Origin of the sequence: Isoptericola sp. F-RaC21 (assembly GCF_038593535.1) — a bacterium.
In the GTDB taxonomy this organism is placed as follows: Bacteria; Actinomycetota; Actinomycetes; order Actinomycetales; family Cellulomonadaceae; genus Isoptericola.
Map to the genome: position 1 here is coordinate 259,144 of NZ_JBCFYX010000005.1, position 13,286 is coordinate 272,429.

The 13,286-nt window shown below is 74.2% G+C and carries 13 protein-coding genes and 1 pseudogene; 8 read left to right on the forward strand and 6 right to left on the reverse strand.

Annotation, left to right across the window (positions count from 1 at the left end):
* Positions 1–7: 7 nt before the first annotated feature.
* Positions 8–1,498: an MFS transporter gene (locus AAG589_RS19410; protein ID WP_430568934.1), complete on the reverse strand. Its 1,491-nt coding sequence runs from the start codon at positions 1,496–1,498 to the stop codon at positions 8–10.
* 88 nt (positions 1,499–1,586) lie between these two features.
* On the opposite strand from AAG589_RS19410, the gene AAG589_RS19415 reads away from it, so the two are divergent.
* The 3 genes from AAG589_RS19415 (at position 1,587) to glmS (ending at position 4,274) form a co-directional block, all read left to right on the forward strand.
* Positions 1,587–2,072, forward strand: a complete 486-nt coding sequence (locus tag AAG589_RS19415) for a MarR family winged helix-turn-helix transcriptional regulator (RefSeq protein ID WP_430568935.1) — start codon at positions 1,587–1,589, stop codon at positions 2,070–2,072.
* Between the two features lie 63 nt (positions 2,073–2,135).
* Complete coding sequence (locus AAG589_RS19420) at positions 2,136–2,396, forward strand: hypothetical protein (protein ID WP_430568936.1); 261 nt, start codon at positions 2,136–2,138, stop codon at positions 2,394–2,396.
* Positions 2,397–2,435: 39 nt separating this feature from the next.
* Entirely contained in the window at positions 2,436–4,274 is a 1,839-nt protein-coding gene (gene glmS / locus AAG589_RS19425) for a glutamine--fructose-6-phosphate transaminase (isomerizing) (RefSeq protein WP_430568937.1), read from the forward strand.
* 67 nt (positions 4,275–4,341) lie between these two features.
* Here glmS and AAG589_RS19430 read toward each other — a convergent pair whose 3' ends face one another.
* Entirely contained in the window at positions 4,342–4,755 is a 414-nt protein-coding gene (locus AAG589_RS19430) for a VOC family protein (RefSeq protein ID WP_430568938.1), read from the reverse strand.
* Positions 4,756–4,957: 202 nt separating this feature from the next.
* Between AAG589_RS19430 and AAG589_RS19435 the strand changes: the two genes are divergently transcribed.
* Positions 4,958–6,118 (forward strand): ATP-binding protein, encoded by a 1,161-nt coding sequence (locus AAG589_RS19435; protein ID WP_430568939.1) that lies wholly within the window; start codon positions 4,958–4,960, stop codon positions 6,116–6,118.
* 18 nt (positions 6,119–6,136) lie between these two features.
* Here the strand turns inward: AAG589_RS19435 and AAG589_RS19440 are convergent, their stop codons facing one another.
* On the reverse strand, positions 6,137–6,724 hold the full coding sequence (locus tag AAG589_RS19440) for a hypothetical protein (protein WP_430568940.1): 588 nt from the start codon (positions 6,722–6,724) through the stop codon (positions 6,137–6,139).
* Positions 6,725–6,914: 190 nt separating this feature from the next.
* Between AAG589_RS19440 and AAG589_RS19445 the strand changes: the two genes are divergently transcribed.
* Positions 6,915–7,529: a dihydrofolate reductase family protein gene (locus tag AAG589_RS19445; protein WP_430568941.1), complete on the forward strand. Its 615-nt coding sequence runs from the start codon at positions 6,915–6,917 to the stop codon at positions 7,527–7,529.
* A gap of 6 nt (positions 7,530–7,535) precedes the next feature.
* Here the strand turns inward: AAG589_RS19445 and AAG589_RS19450 are convergent, their stop codons facing one another.
* Positions 7,536–8,771, reverse strand: coding sequence for an MFS transporter (locus AAG589_RS19450; protein ID WP_430568942.1), 1,236 nt, complete (start codon positions 8,769–8,771; stop codon positions 7,536–7,538).
* A gap of 89 nt (positions 8,772–8,860) precedes the next feature.
* Between AAG589_RS19450 and AAG589_RS19455 the strand changes: the two genes are divergently transcribed.
* Together AAG589_RS19455 and AAG589_RS19460 are read left to right on the forward strand one after the other, a co-directional pair.
* A complete protein-coding gene (locus AAG589_RS19455) occupies positions 8,861–9,703 on the forward strand; it encodes a LysR substrate-binding domain-containing protein (protein ID WP_430568943.1) in 843 nt (280 codons plus the stop codon).
* 56 nt (positions 9,704–9,759) lie between these two features.
* On the forward strand, positions 9,760–11,007 hold the full coding sequence (locus AAG589_RS19460; protein ID WP_430568944.1) for an MFS transporter: 1,248 nt from the start codon (positions 9,760–9,762) through the stop codon (positions 11,005–11,007).
* Here the strand turns inward: AAG589_RS19460 and AAG589_RS19465 are convergent.
* A complete protein-coding gene (locus AAG589_RS19465; RefSeq protein ID WP_430568945.1) occupies positions 10,976–11,338 on the reverse strand; it encodes an ArsR/SmtB family transcription factor in 363 nt (120 codons plus the stop codon). The two genes, AAG589_RS19460 and AAG589_RS19465, sit on opposite strands and share 32 nt — an antisense overlap.
* An 84-nt stretch (positions 11,339–11,422) precedes the next feature.
* On the opposite strand from AAG589_RS19465, the gene AAG589_RS19470 reads away from it, so the two are divergent.
* A complete protein-coding gene (locus AAG589_RS19470; RefSeq protein ID WP_430569222.1) occupies positions 11,423–12,778 on the forward strand; it encodes an FAD-dependent oxidoreductase in 1,356 nt (451 codons plus the stop codon).
* Between the two features lie 58 nt (positions 12,779–12,836).
* On the opposite strand, the pseudogene AAG589_RS19475 reads toward AAG589_RS19470, so the two are convergent.
* A pseudogene (locus AAG589_RS19475) lies at positions 12,837–13,259 on the reverse strand (arsenate reductase ArsC); the annotation flags it as partial.
* Positions 13,260–13,286 lie beyond the last annotated feature (27 nt).

The following is a 13,286-nucleotide window of genomic DNA, read 5'->3' on the forward strand; positions in this document are numbered from 1 at the left end:
CCGCGCCTCAGCGCGCCAGGGCGGGCTCGTCGTCGGCGTCGGGGACCGCCGCCAGGTGCGGGCCCTCGTCCTGCCCGCCGCGCTGCCGCGGGATGCACAGCACGATCGCCGCGCCCACGGCCGCGGCGACGGCGCCGATGACGAAGCAGAGCTGGAACGCGCCGCCGGTGGGGATCGGGGGCGTGCCCGGCGCCAGCACGGTGGTCCGGCTCGTGAGCACGATGGCCATCACGGCGCCCGCCACGGTGGTGCCGATGGAGCGCATGAGGCTGTTGAGCCCCACGCTCGCGGCCGACTCGGCGGCCGGCACGTTGGTGAGGATCAGGGTGGGCATCGCGGCGTAGCCGATCCCGACGCCGGCGGACGCCACGCAGGAGGCGAGCATGAGCTGCCACGGCGCGTCCATGAGGAAGACGGCGACGACGTAGCCGAGCGCGAGGACTCCGGCGCCGATCGCCATCGTGCCGCGGCCGCCGAGCCGCGTCAGCAGCCGCGACGAGACCGGCGTGAACAGCATCATCATGAGGCCCGCCGGCGCCATCCACAGGCCGGCCTCGAGGATCGTCTGGCCCAGGCCGTAGCCGGTCGCCGTCGGCATCTCGAGCAGCTGGGGCACCACGATGGACTGCGCCATCATGCCGAAGCCGATGAGCACCGCCGCGATGTTGGTCAGCAGCACGGGACGGCGGGCGGTGGTGCGCAGGTCGACCAGCGGGTCGTGGTGGCGCAGCTCGTACCAGCCCCACAGCAGCAGCACGACGACGCCGCCCACGATCATGCCGAGCGTGCCCGCGGAGGCCCAGCCCCAGTCGTTGCCCTTGGACACGCCGACGAGCACGCCGACGAGGCCGATCGCCAGGCCGATCGCGCCCACGACGTCGAGCCGGCCGGGGTGCGCGTCGCGCACGTGCGGCACGACCGTCGCGGTGAGCGTGGTCATGACGACGGCGAGGGCGACGGAGACCCAGAACAGCATGTGCCAGTCGAAGTCCTGGGCGATCCAGGCGGCCAGGGGCAGGCCGAGGGCGCCGCCGACGCCGAGCGTCGCGCTGACGCCGGCCACCGCGGTGTTGCGCAGGTGGGGCGGCGCGATCTCGCGGACCATGCTGATCGCGACGGGGATGTAGCCCATCGCGACGCCCTGCAGCACGCGGCCCACGAGGACCGGGCCCACGGAGTCGGAGACCGCGCAGACCAGGGAGCCGACCACCAGCACGGCGGCCGAGACGACGAGGACGGGCTTCTTGCCGTAGAGGTCGGCGAGCCGGCCGGTCACCGGCATCGCGACGCCGCCGCCCAGCAGCGTGGCGGTGACCACCCACGACGCCGTGCTGGCGGAGGTGTTCAGGAGCGCGGGCAGCTCGCTCTGGATGGGGATGACCAGCGACTGCATCAGCGCGGCGCACAGGCTGCTGAAGCAGACCACCACGACGACGGCGACGGCGCGCCGGTCGGTGCGCGGGGGCGCTCCGGCGGCGGGGGACGGGGACGGGCTCACAGGGCGCACCTCGAGATGTGTAAGTTACATATGACCGTGTGTATGCTACCTGCACATCGACCCGCGTCAACCCTTCGAAGGGATCCCGATGCCGCCCGTGACACCGTCGTCCGCAGCGTCGACGCCGACCGCACGGCCCCGCCCCGCCGACGAGCTCTCGGGCGGACGCAGGGCCGCGGGGCTGCTCTTCCGGCTCGACGTGCACCGCCGGCTGGCGGAGCACCGCAGCCCGCTGGGCACCGCCGACGGTCGTCTCCTGTGGCTGCTCTCGGACGGCCGGGCCCGCACGCTGCGGGAGATCGCCGAGGCGCTGCGGCTCGAGCAGTCGACGGTGAACCGTCAGGTGAACGGGGCGCTCGCGGCGGGGCTGCTGCGCCGGTTCACCGCGCCCGGCCGCTCGGCCCGCCTCCTCGAGCCGACCGAGGAGGGGCTCGCCCGGTTCGAGGACGCGACGAGCCAGGCGCTCGGCGGGTACGCCGACGGGCTGGCCGCCCTGGGCGACGACGCGGGCGTCTTCCTCGAGCTGCTCGGCCGGTTCACCGAGGCCTACGGCGAGGCCGTGCGCGAAGGTTGAGGGATCCTGCCCGATTTCGGGCAGGATCTGGCATGTCGGTGACGAGGGGCGCATGATGTCCCGGTGACCGACGCCGACCTCGTCGCCCGCATCGCCACCTCCACGGGGCTGTCCCCGGCCGAGGCGGCGCGCGTCGTCGAGGACGTCCTCGCCTGGTACCACGAACCGGTGGAGGACTACGTGCGGCGTCGCCACGCGTCGCTGCGCACCTACGGGCGCCGCAACGAGGAGATCTACGCGCAGATCGCCGCCGAGCTGCGCGAGCGCCTCGTCGCGGCCCCGGCGCTCACCGAGCGCCAGGTCCGCCGCGTCATCTACGGCTAGACCCACGGCAGAACCCCTACGGCTAGGAGCACCGTCCCCATGTGCGGAATCGTCGGCTACGTCGGCCCCCAGCAGGCAGCACCCGTCCTCGTCGAGGGCCTCACGCGGCTGGAGTACCGCGGTTACGACTCGGCCGGCATCGCCGTCCTCAACCCGCGCTCGACCGCGCACCCCTCGCGCGTCGTGCGGGCCAAGGGCCGCGTGCGCGACCTCGAGGCGGCGCTGCCCGCGCGCCTGGCCGGCACCGTCGGCATCGGCCACACCCGCTGGGCCACGCACGGCGAGCCGAGCGAGCGCAACGCCCACCCGCACACCTCGTACGACGGCCGCGTGCACGTGGTGCACAACGGCATCATCGACAACTTCCACGCGCTGCGGTCGCGCCTCACGGCCGACGGCATCGAGCTCACCTCCGACACCGACACCGAGGTCGTGGCGCACCTCGTGGCGCGCGAGCTCGCGGGCGGGCTGGCGTTCGAGGACGCCGTCCGCGCCGCCGTCGCGCAGATCGACGGCACCTACGCGCTCGCGGTGACCGACGTGCAGAACCCGGACCGGGTGGTCGTGGCGCGCAACGGCTCGCCGCTGCTGCTCGGCGTCGGCGACGGCGAGATGTTCGTGGCCTCCGACGCCGCGGCGATCGTGCGCCACACGAGCCAGGTCGTGCTGCTCGACGACGGCGACTTCGCCTCCGTGACCGCCGACGGCTTCCGCACCTTCACCGCCGACGAGGAGCAGACGGCGCGTGCCGCCGTCACCATCGACCTCACCGTCGAGGAGCTGGAGCTGGGCGGCCACGCCCACTTCATGCACAAGGAGATCCACGAGCAGCCCGAGTCGGTGGAGCGGATGCTGTCCGGCCGTCTCGACGACCGGTTCGGCACCGCCAAGCTCGACGGCCTCAACCTCGACCCGCGCGAGCTGCGCCGCTTCAGCCGCGTGAAGATCCTCGGCTGCGGCTCCGCGTACTACGTGGGGCAGCTCGGGGCGTCGATGATCGAGGACCTGGCGCGCGTCCCCGCGGACGCCGAGCCCGCCAGCGAGTTCCGCTACCGCAACCCGATCATCGAGCCGAGCACCCTGTACGTGGTGGTCAGCCAGTCCGGCGAGACCGCCGACACGCTCTTCGCCGTCCGCGAGGTGCAGCGCAAGGGCGGCACGGTCGTCGGGCTCGTCAACGCCGTCGGCTCGTCCATCGCCCGCGAGGTGGACGGCGGCATCTACCTGCACGCCGGCCCGGAGGTGGCCGTCGCGTCGACCAAGGCGCTCACGCACATGGGCGTCGGGTTCGCGCTGCTCGCGCTGGCGCTCGGCCGCGTGCGCGACCTGTCGTTCGCCGACGGCAAGCGCATCATCGCGGGGCTGCGGGCGATCCCCGGGCAGATCGCGCAGATCCTGGGCGACGAGGAGGACCTCGCCGGCGCCGCCAAGGAGCTCTCCGAGGCGCCCAGCCTGTTCTTCATCGGCCGCGTGCGGGGCTACCCCGTGGCGCGCGAGGGCGCGCAGAAGTTCAAGGAGATCACCTACCGCCACGCGGAGGCGTACCCGACCAGCGAGCTCAAGCACGGGCCGCTCGCCCTCATCAGCCCGGAGCTGCCGACGGTCGCGATCATGCCCGCCGACGACCTGCTGGAGCGCAACATCACCGCCGCGCAGGAGATCCGCGCCCGCGGCGGCGCCGTCGTCGCGATCACGCACCCGGGCGTCGAGCTCGGGGACGCCGCGACCCGGCGCATCGAGGTGCCGCGCAACGAGGTGGAGCTGGACCCGATCCTGCTGACCATCCCCACCCAGCTGCTCGGCTACCACGCCGCCGTCGCGCTGGGCGAGGACGTCGACCGCCCGCGCAACCTCGCCAAGTCCGTCACCGTCGAGTGACCCCTCGCTGGTCGAGCCTGTCGAGACCCGGGTCGCCGGACTTCGACAGGCTCGACCAGCGGACCCGTCAGCCGAGCTCGGCGAGCAGCTGCGCCACCCCGTCGCCGTCCATGAGGCCGATGACGTTGCCCGCCGGGTCGGTGAACCAGGCGCCGTCGCCGCCCTCCATGAAGCCGCGGGCGACGCCGCGCTCGTCCTGGTCGAAGCCGTCGTACCGCAGGAGCGACACGCCCTTCCCGGTGAGGTCGTCCACCACGGGGTCGACGTCGTCGACCGCCAGGTGGAACACCGTGAACGCCGCGGGCGTGTGGTCCTCCTTCGGATACACGAACACCGGGGCGCCGTCGCCGAGGTGGACCACCAGGCCCATGCCGTCGTCGAGGGTCGTGACGCGGAGCCCGAGGGTGTCCGCGTAGAAGCTGCGTGCCGCATCGAGGTCGTCCACCGAGAAGCTGGAGAACCCTCGCCGAGTCGTGACCATCGCCGTCCACTCCTTCGTGACCGCCGGACCCCGGACGTCGGGGAGCCGTCACGCGGGTGCCGGACCCCTCCAGGATCCGTCCGGTCGGGCGTGCACGCTGCATTGTTCGACCGGGTCGCTGGGTGAAGTTCCGAGCCCGCTCCGGGAACCGGAACGTGCAGATCGAACACCTGCTGTTAAATTTGCGCACATGATTCCCCGGATGGCTCAAGGCCTCGTCCGACGACGCCTGGAGACGACGTCCTCCGTCGTCCTCCTGGGCCCGCGGCAGGTGGGAAAGACCACGCTGGCGCGCGACCTCGCGGACGAGTGGCCCGCGGGCGCCGTCTATCTGGACCTCGAACGTCCCGCCGACACGCGGCGCCTGAGCGATGCCGACGCCTATCTGCGCGCGCAGGCTCCGCGTCTGGCGGTGCTGGACGAGGTTCAACGCGTCCCGGCGTTGACGGAGATCTTGCGGGGCGTGATCGACGACAACAGACGGTCCGGCTTCCGCTCCGGGCAGTTCCTCCTGCTCGGCTCGGCCGCGCTCGACCTGCTCCACCTCCCGTCCGAGAGCCTGGCCGGGCGGGTCTCCTTCGTGGAGCTGGGCGGGGTGAACGTCGACGAGGCGCACGCCGTCGGGATCGACCCCGACGTGCTCTGGGTGCGTGGCGGATTTCCCGACGCGCTCGTCGCCGGGGACGACGAGGCGTCCCTCCGGTGGCGCCACGATCTCGTGCGCTCGTACCTGGAACGAGACGTGCCGATGTTCGCCCCGCGGATCCCCGCGACGACCCTGCGCCGGCTGTGGACGATGCTGGCGCACGCGAGCGGTGGTCTGCTGAACTCCAGCGCGCTCGCGCAGAGTCTCGGCGTGAGCAGCCCCACGGTCACTCGCTATGTGGATCTGCTGGTCGACCTCGGCCTCGTCCGTCGCCTGTCGTCATGGCACGCCAACGTCGGGAAGCGGGTGACGAAGGCGCCCAAGATCCACGTGCGGGACAGCGGGCTGCTGCACGCGTTGCTCGACATCGACTCGCTCGAGGCGTTGCTCGGGCACCCGGTCGCGGGCGCGAGCTACGAGAGCTTTGCGGTCGAGTGCCTCGTCGACGCCGCCGGCGACCGGTTTCAGCCGTACCACTACCGCACCGCGCGCGGCGACGAGGTCGACCTGGTCCTGGTGCGCGGTGGTCGACCCGAGGTGGTGGTCGAGGTCAAGCGGTCGAGCGCGCCCACCGTGTCTGCCGGCTTCCACCGAGCGGCCGAGGACCTGGCGGTCACGCAGCGCTTCGTCGTCCACCCGGGTGAGGACGAGTACCCGGCGCACGGGGCCGTCGTCATCGGTCTGCGCCGGCTGGTCGAGCGGATCAGGCAGCTCTGACAGAGCCCGGTGCCCTGGTCACGCCGGGTCGAGCTGGTCCTCGATCTTCACGGCCTTGAGCTCCGGCGTGAAGGCGAACAGGGCGCCGTCCTTCGTGCCGACCCACCAGCCGTCGCACTGGAGGGTCGCGTCCTGCTCCTGGCCGGCGGTCCACCAGCTCGCCTTCAGCGTCGAGCCGGTGCGGTAGTCGTCGGCGGTGAGGGTGCCTCGCGCGGGCTCCGCGACGAGCGGGTGGTCGGCGTCCACGGACGTGCAGTCGGACGGCAGGGACGCCACGTCGGCGTCCATGGTGAGGATCACCTCGTCGCCCGTGGTGCGGAAGACGCCACGGACGTCGGAGGCGTCGTCGGACACCCAGGAGGGCAGGCCCTCGTCGGCCTTGCCGTCCGCGCCGCTGTCGTAGGTGAACGCCTTGGTGTGCCCGGAGCTCCGGTCCTGCAGCGCCTCCGAGATGGCGCCGCACGCCGTCGTCGTGACGGCGACGACGGACGCGAGGGCCAGCACGCCGACGCCGCGGTAGCGGCGCACGGGCGACGTGGTGACGGCGGAGACGTCGGTGCGGTGGGTGCTGCGGTGGTGGTCGTGGTGGTTCTCGTGCTGCGTCATGTCCTCGACGCTACGAACCCGCAGGTGGCGCCGTCGTCGGCCCGGGAGGGGAACCTGGCGGCAGGTCCGTACGACCTGGGGACGACGCCGGGGTCAGGGCCGGCTCAGGGGATCACCCGAGCACCGATGAGTCCGCGGCGGCCCCGTCGTCGGACAGGGGAGGACGAACCGACCCGACGGAGGTCATCCCATGAGCGCAGCCACCGGGCTCGTGAGCGTCAGCGCGAGCGTCTCCCTGGACGGGTTCATCGCCGGCCCGGAGGGCTCGGGCTTCGAGCACCTCTTCGCCTGGTACGAGGGCGGAGAGCGGACGTTCCCGAGCACGCACCCGGAGATCCCGTTCCGCCTGTCGGACGCCGACCACGACTACCTCACCGCCGCCATGGCGCGGATCGGCGCGCTGGTGGTCGGACGGCGCCTGTTCGACATGACGAACGGCTGGGACGGCCTCCACCCCCTGGACAAGCCGGTCGTCGTGCTGACGCACCGGGTGCCGCAGGACTGGGTGGAGCGCTACCCGGGCGCGCCGTTCACGTTCGTCACCACGGGCCTCCACGACGCCGTAGCGGCAGCGCACCAGGTCGCGGGCGGGCTCGACGTCGGGCTGAACGCCGGCGAGATCGCGAGCCAGGGGATCGCGGCCGGGCTCGTGGACGAGGTGGTGCTCGACCTCGTGCCGGTGCTGCTCGGCGGCGGCACCCGGTACTTCGACGCGATCGGCACGACGCCGGTCGTGCTCGACGGTCCCGAGACCACGCAGGGGCACCGGGTGACCCACCTGCGCTACACCGTGCGCCGGGCCTAGGCGTCCCTAGGCCGTGGCAGGCCGCCGGTCGAGGCGCGCCGCGACGGCGGCCGCGGCGACGGCGACGGCCGTGGTCAGCCCCGACACGACCACGACGCCCGACCAGCCGGCGTCCTCCCAGACGTGCGTCGTGACGGCGCCCATGACGGCGCTGCCGACGTAGTAGGCGAACAGGTACGCGCTGGACGCCTGCGCCGTTCCGCGCCCCTGCCGGTGCGCGCGGTCCACCGCCCAGCCGCTGACCAGCGAGTGCGCGCAGAAGAACCCGACGGTCAGCACGCCGAGCCCCGCGACGACGGTCGCCACGTACGGCGGCGCGGTGACGGCGACCCCGACGGCGAGCAGCAGCAGGCCGGTGACGACGGCGGTGCCGCGCCCGCGGCGTCGCGCCAGCACCTGCGCGACCGACGGCGTGACGATCCCGACCGGGTAGGCGAGGTAGACGAGCGTGACGGCGTGGCCGAGCGAGAACGGCGGCGCCTCCAGGCGGAACGCCACGGCGTTGTAGACGCCGACGAAGGTGCCCATGCTGGCGAAGCCGACGGCGCACAGCAGCGCCACGACCGGGTCGCGGAACGCCGATGCCGTCGCGGTCAGCACGCTGCCGAGCCGCAGCGGCCGCGGCGTGAACCGGGCCGAGCGCGGCACGAGCACCCACAGGGCGCCGGCGGCGAGGAGGGTGGTGCCGGCGAGCACCTCGGTGGCGAGCGGCCACCCGCCGATGGCGGCCAGCGGCCCGGGTACGAGCCGCCCGACCGCGCCGCCGACCGCCGTGCCGGCGATGTACGCCGCGTTGGCGCGGGCGTGCGCGCCGGGGTGCATCTCCTCGCGCAGGTACGCGAGCGCGACGGCGGGCAGCCCGGCGAGCGCCACGCCTGCCAGGCCGCGCAGCACCAGCAGGCTGCCCCACGTCGGGGCGAAGGCGCTCGCGAGCCCCAGCACGCCGGACGCCAGCAGCGACCAGCGCATCACCTCGACCCGACCGAACCGGTCCGCGACCGGCCCGACCGCGAGCAGTGCGACCGCCATCGCCGCCGTCGTCACCGAGAGCACCTGGGCCGATGCGCCCGCCGACACGTCGTAGTGGGCGGCGACCTGCGGCAGCAGCGGCTGCACGTAGTAGAGCAGGGAGAAGTTCGCGAGGCCGCCCGCCGCCAGCCCCAGCAGCGTGCGGCGGTACGCCCGCGACCCGGGGCGGTGGCCGGTCAGGGGCGGTGCCTGGACGGCGGGGGCGGTGGTCACCGGACCACGGTGCCTCGCCGGGGTCGATGCGCCAAATGATCCAGGCGCCGGTCATGATGCGAGGATCGCATCTGACGAGGGGAGAGGTCATGGACGAGCAGACCCTGCGGGTGTTCCTGTCCCTGTGCGAGACGGAGAGCACCCGCGACACGGCGGCGCTGCTGCGGGTGGACCAGTCGACGGTGTCGCGCACGCTCGCCCGGCTGGAGGCGGGGCTCGGCGTCGAGCTGTTCCGCCGGCACGGGCGCCGGATCGCGCTCAACCGCGCGGGCGTGAGCTTCCGGGGCGACGCCGCGCGGGTGCTCGACGAGATCGAGGTGGCGCGCCGGCACGTGCGCCAGGAGGCGCTCGGCGCGCGGACGGTGCGCCTGGGCTTCCTGCAGTCGGTGGCGCGGTGGCTGGTGCCGCGCGTCGTCACCGAGCTGCGTCGCGACGACCCGGACCGCCGCTTCGAGCTGCGCCAGGGCTTCGCGCAGGACCTGTTCGGCTGGCTGGACGACGACGTGCTGGACCTCGCGCTCGTCACGCCCCCGCCGCCCACGCGCACCACCGGCTGGCGCCTGCTGCACGAGCAGGTGCTGTGCGTCGCCGTCCCGCCCGGCCACCGGCTGGCCGGCCGCGCGGGAGCCGGCGTCGCGGACCTGGCGGGGGAGCGGTTCGTCGCGTTCTCGCGCACCACCGAGCTGCGGGGCGTCGTCGAGGGCATGCTCACCGAGCACGGCGTCGAGGTGGACGTCGCGTTCGAGTCCAGCGAGGTCGACACCATCCGCGGCCTCGTCGCCGCGGGGATGGGCGTCGCCGTGCTGCCCCGCCCCGAGCGGCCCGACGCCGCCGACCCGGTCTACGTGCCGCTCGCGCCGCGCACCACCCGCCGGCTCGGCGTCGCCTGGCCCGACCGGGCGCGGGTGCCGCAGGTCGTCACCGCCCTCTGACCGTGCCGGGCGGGCTACGCTGCCGGTGCCCGCGACGGACCCGGAGGTGCTCGGTGGTGCCCACGCCCGAGGAGCTGCGTCGCCTGCAGCGCCGCACGCTGATCGTCGTCGTGGCGAGCCAGGTGCTGGGTGGCGCGGGCCTGGCCGCGGGCGTCACGGTCGGGGCGCTGCTCGCGCAGGAGATGCTCGGCACCGACCGGCTCGCCGGGGTGCCCACCATGCTGTTCACGCTCGGCTCGGCGCTCGCGGCGTTCCTGGTCGGCCGGATCACGCAGCGGGCCGGACGGCGCACCGGCCTGGGGCTGGGCTTCGCCGCGGGCGGGCTCGGGGCGGTGGGCGTGGTGGCGGCCGCGGCCCTCGACGTCGTCCCGCTGCTGCTGGTGTCGCTGTTCGTCTACGGCGCCGGCACGTCGACCAATCTCCAGGCCCGGTACGCGGGCACCGACCTCGCGGCCCCGGACCGGCGGGCGACGGCGGTCAGCGTCGCGATGGTGTCCACGACGCTGGGCGCGGTGGCGGGGCCGAACCTCGTGGAGCCGCTCGGCGGCCTCGCGACGTCGCTCGGCCTGCCGGCGCTGGCGGGGCCGTTCCTGCTCGCCGCGGTCGCGTTCCTCGCCGCCGGCGGCACGCTGTTCGCCTTCCTGCGCCCGGACCCGTTCCTCGTCGCGAAGGACCTGGCCCGCGCCGACGACGCCGCGGCCGCGCGGCCGCCCGACGACGACGCCGGCCCGCGCCGTGCCGTGCCCGCCGGCGTCGTCGTCGGCGCCACGGTGATGGTGCTGACGCAGGTCGCGATGGTCGCGATCATGACGATGACGCCGGTGCACATGCGAGGCCACGGCCACGACCTGGGCGACGTGGGCCTGGTGATCAGCATCCACGTGGCCGCGATGTTCCTGCCGTCGCTGGTGACGGGCGTGCTCGTGGACCGGGTGGGGCGGGTGCCTATGGCCGCAGCCGCCGGCGTGACGCTGCTCCTCGCCGGCGTCACCGGGGCGGTGGCGCCCGGCGACTCGACGGGCCTGCTGGTGCTGTCGCTCGCGCTGCTGGGGCTGGGGTGGAACTTCGGCCTCATCGCGGGGACGGCGCTCATCGTCGACGCGACGACCCCGGCCACGCGCGCCCGCACGCAGGGCACGGTGGACGTGCTCATCGCGCTCGCCGGAGCGGGCGGCGGCGCGATGTCCGGCGTCGTGATGGCGGGGGCAGGCTACGCGACCCTGGCGCTGGGCGGCGGCGTCCTGTCGCTGCTGCTGATCCCGGTGCTGTTCCTCACGCGGAGGCGGGCGCCGGCTCCGGCATGAGCGCCGGAACGAGGGTCGCCACCGAGTCGGCCAGCTCGGCGACGGCGCCCGGCACGGCGCGGTAGTACGCCCAGCGCCCGCGCTGCTCGCGCTCGAGCAGCCCCGCCTCGACGAGGATCTTGAGGTGGTGGCTGACGGTGGGCTGGGACAGCCCGACCGGCTCGGTGAGATCGCAGACGCACGCCTCGTGGCCCTCGTGCGCGGTGACGATCGACAGGAGCTGCACGCGCGTCGGGTCGGCGAGGGCCTTGAACGTGCGGGCGAGGTCGCGGGCCGCGGCGACGTCGACCGCCGGCGCCACGCTGCCGCAGCAGGCGTCTGTCGTCGTCATGCGACCATCTTGCCACGCATCGAAGAACATGGATACGTTGACCTCGGTCAGTCATCGAAGTTCATCTATATGAGGGAGCGCGAGATGGTCGAGACGGCGCGAGCAGAGCTGCCGGTGATCGTGATCGGGGCGGGCCCGGTGGGGCTGGCGGCGGCGGCGCACCTGCTGGAGCGTGGGCTGGAGCCGTGGGTGCTGGAGGCCGGCGAGCGGGCCGGCGCGGCGATCTCGTCGTGGGGGCACGTGCGGCTGTTCTCGCCGTGGCGGTACGACGTCGATGCCGCGGCGCGCCGCCTGCTGGAGCCCGCCGGCTGGACGTCGCCCGACCCCGACGCCCTGCCGACCGGGCGTGAGCTCGTCGACGGCTACCTCGCCCCGCTGGCGGCGACGCCGGAGATCGCCTCCCGGCTGCGCACGGGCACGCGGGTGCTCGCGGTCGCGCGGGACGGGGCGGACAAGACCCGCTCGCTGGGCCGCGACCGTCGCGGCTACCGGGTGCGCACGGTGGGCGCCGACGGGCGCGTGCAGGACGTGCTCGCCCGCGCGGTGATCGACGCGTCCGGCACGTTCTCGACGTCGAACCCCCTCGGCGGGAGCGGGCTGCCCGCGGCCGGGGAGCCCGACGCTGCGCCGTTCGTCACCGGCCCGCTGCCCGACGTCCTGGGAGCCGACCACGACCGCTTCGCGGGCCGCCACGCCCTCGTGGTCGGCATGGGCCACTCGGCGGCGAACACCCTGCTCGGCCTGGTGGAGCTGTCCGAGACGGCGCCGGGCACCACGATCACGTGGGCGATCCGCGGCGGGTCGGCCCGCCGGCTGTTCGGCGGCGGCACGGACGACGAGCTCCCCGCCCGCGGGCTGCTGGGCACCCGGCTGCGCGACGCCGTCGAGGCCGGGCGCCTGCGGCTGCTCACCCGGGTGTCGATCGAGCAGCTCGTCCCGGGGGCCGAGTCGGTGCGGGTGCTCGGCACGGCCAAGGACCAGCGGCTCGAGCTCGACGTGCACGCGATCGTCAACGCGACGGGCTTCCGCCCCGACCTGGGCATGCTGCGCGAGGTTCGCCTCGACCTCGACCCCGTCGTCGAGGCCCCGAGCGCGCTGGCGCCCCTCATCGACCCCAACCAGCACTCGTGCGGCACGGTGCCGCCGCACGGCGAGGCGGTGCTGTCGCACCCGGACGACGGCTTCTACCTGGTCGGCATGAAGTCCTACGGCCGCGCCCCGACGTTCCTCCTGGCCACCGGGTACGAGCAGGTGCGGTCCGTCGCCGCGGCGCTGGCTGGGGACCGTGCGGCGGCCGACGCCGTCGAGCTGGACCTGCCCGCCACCGGCGTGTGCTCCAGCGACCTCGCGCTGGAGGCGGACGGCGAGTCCGCCGGGTCGTGCTGCGGGCCCGCTCCGGCCGAGCCGCAGCTGGTCACCCTCAGCCCCACCGTCGGTTGAGCCTGTCGAAACCCAGCGACCGGGTTTCGACAGGCTCAACCAGTGGGTGCCGGGTTTCGACGGGGCCGACGCCGAGGGAGGCGAGCAGCCCGCGTACGCGGCGCTCGATGTCGTCGCGGATGGGCCGCACCGCGTCGAGACCCTGGCCGGCGGGGTCGTCGAGCTCCCAGTCCTCGTAGCGCTTGCCGGGGAAGATCGGGCAGGCGTCGCCGCAGCCCATGGTGATCACGACGTCGGAGGCGCGCACGGCGTCGGTGGTGAGGACCTTCGGCTGCTCGCCGGCGAGGTCGACGCCCGCCTCGGCCATCGCCTCGACGGCGACGGGGTTGATGCGGTCGGCGGGCATCGAGCCGGCGGAACGGACCTCGACGGCGCCGCCCGACAACGCGCTCAGGAACCCGGCGGCCATCTGGGAGCGGCCGGCGTTGTGCACGCAGACGAACAGGACGGACGGCCGGGTGCCGTCGGGGAGGGCGGGCATGCCCTCATATTGATCGACGTCGATGCG

Excerpts from the sequence above, each read along its gene's own strand:
- AAG589_RS19415 (WP_430568935.1), top strand. The coding sequence starts at position 1,587 with ATGCCGCCCGTGACACCGTCGTCCGCAGCGTCGACGCCGACCGCACGG.
- glmS (WP_430568937.1), top strand. The coding sequence starts at position 2,436 with ATGTGCGGAATCGTCGGCTACGTCGGCCCCCAGCAGGCAGCACCCGTC.
- AAG589_RS19430 (WP_430568938.1), bottom strand. The coding sequence starts at position 4,755 with ATGGTCACGACTCGGCGAGGGTTCTCCAGCTTCTCGGTGGACGACCTC.
- AAG589_RS19435 (WP_430568939.1), top strand. The coding sequence starts at position 4,958 with ATGGCTCAAGGCCTCGTCCGACGACGCCTGGAGACGACGTCCTCCGTC.
- AAG589_RS19440 (WP_430568940.1), bottom strand. The coding sequence starts at position 6,724 with ATGACGCAGCACGAGAACCACCACGACCACCACCGCAGCACCCACCGC.
- AAG589_RS19445 (WP_430568941.1), top strand. The coding sequence starts at position 6,915 with ATGAGCGCAGCCACCGGGCTCGTGAGCGTCAGCGCGAGCGTCTCCCTG.
- AAG589_RS19455 (WP_430568943.1), top strand. The coding sequence starts at position 8,861 with ATGGACGAGCAGACCCTGCGGGTGTTCCTGTCCCTGTGCGAGACGGAG.
- AAG589_RS19465 (WP_430568945.1), bottom strand. The coding sequence starts at position 11,338 with ATGACGACGACAGACGCCTGCTGCGGCAGCGTGGCGCCGGCGGTCGAC.
- AAG589_RS19470 (WP_430569222.1), top strand. The coding sequence starts at position 11,423 with ATGGTCGAGACGGCGCGAGCAGAGCTGCCGGTGATCGTGATCGGGGCG.